This is a genomic window from Pseudomonas sp. SDO55104_S430, from assembly GCF_054070595.1.
In genome coordinates this window covers 1-5,051 of the sequence record NZ_JBSVXG010000315.1, presented here as the reverse complement: position 1 = coordinate 5,051, position 5,051 = coordinate 1, and the positions used below count along the sequence as shown (strand labels likewise).

Sequence of the window (5,051 nt, the reverse complement as noted above, 5' to 3'; positions counted from 1 at the left end):
AAGCTTCGCGGGCAAGCCTCGCTCCTACAACAGGGGGAGGCGTCAGGGACGGAATTGGCTGGGAGCCACACCGCTCCAGCGCACGAACGCATGGCGAAAACTTGCGGTCTCGCTGAAGCCCAACGCCTCGGCAATCCGGTAAATCGGCATCTGATCCTCGCAGAGCATCTGCTTGGCCTGCTCGAAACGCAGCTCGTCGAGCAGTTCCTGATAACTGCAGCCCATGTCCTTGAGATGCCGGCGCAAGGTTCGCGTGGAGCAGTTCATCTGCTCGGCCAGGCCTTCCAGTCCCGGCGCCGCATTCAGTTGCGCGCTGAGCAGTTGGCGAATCCGTCCCAGCCATGCCTGGCGTCCGGTGAATTCGGTGTTCTGTTTGCGGCAGCGTTCGGCCATGGTCTGGTGGGTGATGGCGTCGGCCAGTGGCAAGGGTTGCTCGAGCCACTTTCTGTCGAAGGCGAATGCGTTGTCCTGCGCGCCGAAATGCAGCGGGCAGTCGAAGGGATGGGCGTAGGACGCCTGATAGTCGGGCGCGGCGTGTTCGAAGCGTGCACCGAGCAGTGGCAGTGGATGGCCGAGCAGGTCATCGCAGGTGACCTTCAGTGATACCAGGCAGAACTCGGCATTGAACACCGCCATGGCCGGGCTCTCGCGGTAATCGGCGGCGGCGAACCAGACGCGTTCGCCATCTTCTTCAAGGCTGAGCTCGAAAAGTGTTCCCAGCAGCGCCGGATAGCGTATCGCCAAGCGCAATGCGTCACCGAAGGTGGCACAGGTGAGCAAGGCGTAACCGAGGATGCCGTAGGACGACACGTGCATGCGCCGGCCCAGTTCCAGGCCGATATCGTGTTTGAGAGCGACGGCGTTGGCGCAGACCTGCATCTCCTGATTGGTGGTGATGCGGGTGTCAGCCCGGTTGAGATCCGCCGCACTGATGCCACTGCCGGCCAACAGGGCCTCGCTCGACAGACCTTCGGCCTTGAAGGTGTTGAGCACCAGGGAAACGGCGTTGAGGGTGGTGAGATGGGAGTGGAGCATGGTGGCTTCCAGCCTTGGGGTGACTGGAAGTAGAGCAAGTTATGTGCCTGATGATGGACCTGTAGGAGCGAGCATGCTCGCGATGGTGGACGGAACACCGCGGGGCGTCAGGATGCCAGCGTTTTAGTTGACGTCCATCGCGAGCTTGCTCGCTCCTACAAGAAAGGCGGTTGTCAGCTGAGCTCGCCGCAGAGGTCGAGTTCTACGATGCGGCGTACTTCTGCGGTGTCCAGGCCTGCGCCCAACAGGCCGTGCAGCTTGCCGAACGCCGCTTCGCGGGTCATGCCGCCACCGGACAGCACACCGACGCCACGCAAGCGGCTGCCCGCTTCATAAACGTCCAGCTCCACACCACCTTCATGGCACTGCGTCACCGCCACCACCACCACGTCCTTGTCCCGCGCCCGCTCGAGGCTTGCGAGGAACGCCGGGTTGTCGCTCGGGCCGGTACCGCTGCCGTAGCACTCCAGCACCAGGCCCTGAATGCCGCTATCGATCAGTCCGTCGACGATTTCGGCGCGGATGCCGGGAAACAGCGGTAGCACCGCGACGTTCGCCAGTTGCCTGGTCTGGTTGTAACCAAGCGCAGCCGGCAGCGAAGTGGCCTTGATCCCGCCACCTTGACGCTCCAGGCGCTTGAACGGGTGGCGGCCGAAACTGCGGACCTTGGCGCAGCGGGTCGGGTCCAGCACTTCGCCGTGGAAGTACAGGTGCACACCCGGCGCCAGGCCCTGCCCCAGGGCGACCAGCGCGCCGCCAAGGTTTTCCCAGGCATCGCTGTCGGCGACGCCGGCCGGCAGCATCGAGCCGGTGAAGCACACGCGGGCCTTAAGGCCGAGCAGCTGGAAGCTCATGGCGGCGGCGCTGTAGGCCAGGGTGTCGGTGCCGTGCAGGATCAACACGCTGTCGCAACCTTGCACGTCGACCGCATCAACCACCGCTTCGCGCAATTGCTGCCAATAGGTCGGGGTCATGTTGGCGCTGTCGATCAGTGGCGACATCTCGCGAAAGCGCCACTGTGGCACCACCAGTTCGGGTTGGCTGGTGAGGTATTCGCGCATCCGCGCTTCGAAGCCGGACGCCGGAGCCAGGCCGTTGGCGCTGGCTTGCATGCCGATCGTGCCGCCGGTGTAGAGCACCATGATGTGTTGGGCGGCAGGGTAATTATTGGCAATCATTTTGAGGCCTCCGCTAGAGATGATGTGTGGGGCGAGCCTGCTCGCGATAGCGATCCGTCGGTGATCCCGGATTCGAATGTGCTGCCGTCATCGCGAGCAGGCTCGCTCCACAATGGGCGCACTTTAACTGACCGATTGGCAAAAAACGCGCAAAAAAAAGGGCCTGGAGAGTGATCTCCAGGCCCTCAAAAGGTGAGAGGTGTCTAGTCCCTCGACCTGGTGAGCGGTGCTACAAGTGTTGCGTCGGATCAGGCTTTAAGCGGAACCAGACGCGGAGCGATCATGTTTTCCGGGCGCAGGATGTCGGCGAGCATGGCGTCGTCGAGCAGACCTTCTTCGCGCACCAGTTCCAGCACGCCGCGGCCGCTTTCCAGAGCGATACGGGCGATGCGGGTGGCGTTTTCGTAGCCGATGTACGGGTTCAGCGCGGTGACCAGACCGATCGAGTGCTCGACCAGTTCACGGCAACGTTCTTCGTTGGCTGTGATACCGGTGATGCAGTGCTCGCGCAGCATGTCCATGGCGCGTTGCAGCAGGCGGATCGAGTCGAGGATCTTGAAGGCGATCAGCGGCTCCATCACGTTCAGCTGCAGCTGGCCGCCTTCCGCTGCCATGGTCAGCGCCAGGTCGTTACCGATGACCTGGAAGGCCACCTGGTTAACGGCTTCCGGAATAACCGGGTTGACCTTGCCTGGCATGATCGAGCTGCCTGGCTGACGCGCTGGCAGGTTGATCTCGTTGATCCCGGTGCGCGGGCCGCTGGACAGCAGGCGCAGGTCGTTGCAGATCTTCGACAGCTTGACCGCGGTACGCTTGAGCATGCCGGAGAACAGGACGAAGGCGCCCATGTCGGACGTGGCTTCGATCAGGTCGGCTGCCGGTACCAGCGGGTGACCGCTGATGGTGGCCAGGCGCTGAACGGCCAGGTGCTGGTAGCGCGGGTCGGCGTTGATGCCGGTACCGATCGCGGTGCCGCCCAGGTTCACTTCGGTCAGCAGTTCTGGCGCCAGGGTTTTCAGGCGTGCCAGGTCTTCGCCCAGGGTGGTGGCGAAAGCGCGGAATTCCTGGCCGAGGGTCATCGGCACGGCGTCTTGCAGTTGGGTACGGCCCATCTTCAGGACGTGGGCGAACTCTTCACCCTTGGCCGCGAACGACTGGATCAGGCTGTCGAGGCTGGCCAGCAGCGTGTCGTGACCCAGCAGCAGGCCCAGGCGGATCGCCGTCGGGTAGGCGTCGTTGGTCGACTGCGCCATGTTCACATCGTTGTTCGGGTGCAGGTACTGGTATTCGCCTTTCTGGTGACCCATGGTCTCCAGTGCGATGTTGGCGATCACTTCGTTGGCATTCATGTTGGTCGAAGTGCCAGCGCCGCCTTGAATCATGTCCACCACGAACTCTTCGTGGAAATCGCCGCGGATCAGACGGGCACAGGCCTCGCTGATGGCTGCGTGCTTGGCTTCGCTCAGATGACCCAGTTCGCGGTTGGCGTCAGCGGCGGCCTGTTTGACCATCGCCAGGCCGACTACCAGTTTCGGGTAGTGGGAGATCGGCACACCGGAGAGACGGAAGTTGTTCACCGCTCGCAGGGTCTGGATGCCGTAATACGCTTGAGCAGGTACTTCGAGTTTGCCAAGCAGGTCTTTTTCTGTGCGGAAAGATGCAGCGGAGGACATGATAGAAATCATCTCGATATGGACCCGGTCTGTGCCGGAACACTGCAAATGCTAGGCTTGTGGAGAATTTAGAGCCAATGCTGTTAAACACTGGCCTATGCATATTCGGCATAATGCCGGTGTGACGCCGTGTTGGCGGCGAGCGTGTGACCTGTTTTGGTGCGTGTCCGGGAGGCGTGATGAATCTGGAAAGTAAATGGCTGGAGGACTTCAGTGCCCTGGCCGCCACCCGCAGCTTCTCCCAGGCGGCGGAACGGCGCTTCGTGACGCAGCCTGCGTTCAGCCGGCGAATCCGTAGCCTGGAGGCCGCATTGGGGCTGACGCTGGTCAACCGCTCGCGCACGCCGGTGGAGCTGACGGCGGCCGGGCAGTTGTTCCTGGTCACCGCGCGCACCGTGGTCGAACAGCTCGGCGAAGTGTTGCGCCATCTTCATCATCTGGAAGGCGGGCAGGGCGAGGTGATGCAGGTCGCCGCCGCGCACTCTCTGGCCCTGGGGTTCTTTCCGCGCTGGATCGCGCAACTGCGCAACGAAGGCCTGAACATCGCCACGCGGCTGGTGGCGACCAACGTCGGTGACGCGGTGCATGCCCTGCGCGAAGGGGGATGTGACTTGATGCTGGCTTTCTACGATCCGGATGCGGCAATGCAGATGGACCCGGAGATCTTCCCGTCCTTGCACCTTGGCCACACCGAAATGCTGCCGGTGTGTGCGGCGGATGCTGATGGCAAGCCGCTGTTCGATCTGGAGGGCGAGGGCAGCGTGCCGCTGCTGGCCTACAGTGCCGGCGCGTTCCTCGGGCGCTCGGTGAACATGCTGCTGCGCCAGCGGGCGCTGCGCTTTACCACTGTTTATGAGACTGCCATGGCTGACAGCCTTAAAAGCATGGCGCTGGAAGGTCTGGGCATCGCCTGGGTGCCGCAGCTGAGCGTGCGCGCGGAATTGGCTCGCGGTGAGCTGGTGGTGTGCGGCGGGCCGCAGTGGCATGTGCCGCTGGAGATTCGACTGTACCGGTGTGCGCTGGTGCGCAAGGCCAACGTGCGGTTGTTGTGGCGCAAGCTTGAGGGTGGGGCTGCGCAGGGTACTTGAGCCCAAAGAAAGGCAAATGTGGGAGCGGGCTTGCTCGCGAATGCGGTGTGTCAGGCAACATCAATGTCGACTTACCC

Annotated in this window: 4 protein-coding genes; 1 reads left to right on the top strand and 3 read right to left on the bottom strand. The window is 62.9% G+C overall.

The annotated features are described in order from the left end of the window. Nucleotides 1-42: 42 nt before the first annotated feature. From ACW9JE_RS28405 to aspA, 3 genes are all read right to left on the bottom strand, one after another. Nucleotides 43-1,035 carry an AraC family transcriptional regulator gene (locus ACW9JE_RS28405; protein WP_224541181.1) on the bottom strand — a complete coding sequence of 331 codons (993 nt, stop codon included), beginning with the start codon at nucleotides 1,033-1,035 and terminating at the stop codon, nucleotides 43-45. Between the two features lie 173 nt (nucleotides 1,036-1,208). Then, nucleotides 1,209-2,213: an asparaginase gene (locus ACW9JE_RS28400; protein WP_457434648.1), complete on the bottom strand. Its 1,005-nt coding sequence runs from the start codon at nucleotides 2,211-2,213 to the stop codon at nucleotides 1,209-1,211. A gap of 248 nt (nucleotides 2,214-2,461) precedes the next feature. Beyond that, nucleotides 2,462-3,886 (bottom strand): aspartate ammonia-lyase, encoded by a 1,425-nt coding sequence (gene aspA, locus ACW9JE_RS28395; protein ID WP_457434647.1) that lies wholly within the window; start codon nucleotides 3,884-3,886, stop codon nucleotides 2,462-2,464. A gap of 179 nt (nucleotides 3,887-4,065) precedes the next feature. Between aspA and ACW9JE_RS28390 the strand changes: the two genes are divergently transcribed. Beyond that, a complete protein-coding gene (locus ACW9JE_RS28390) occupies nucleotides 4,066-4,974 on the top strand; it encodes a LysR substrate-binding domain-containing protein (RefSeq protein WP_175375592.1) in 909 nt (302 codons plus the stop codon). The last annotated feature ends 77 nt before the right edge of the window (nucleotides 4,975-5,051 follow it).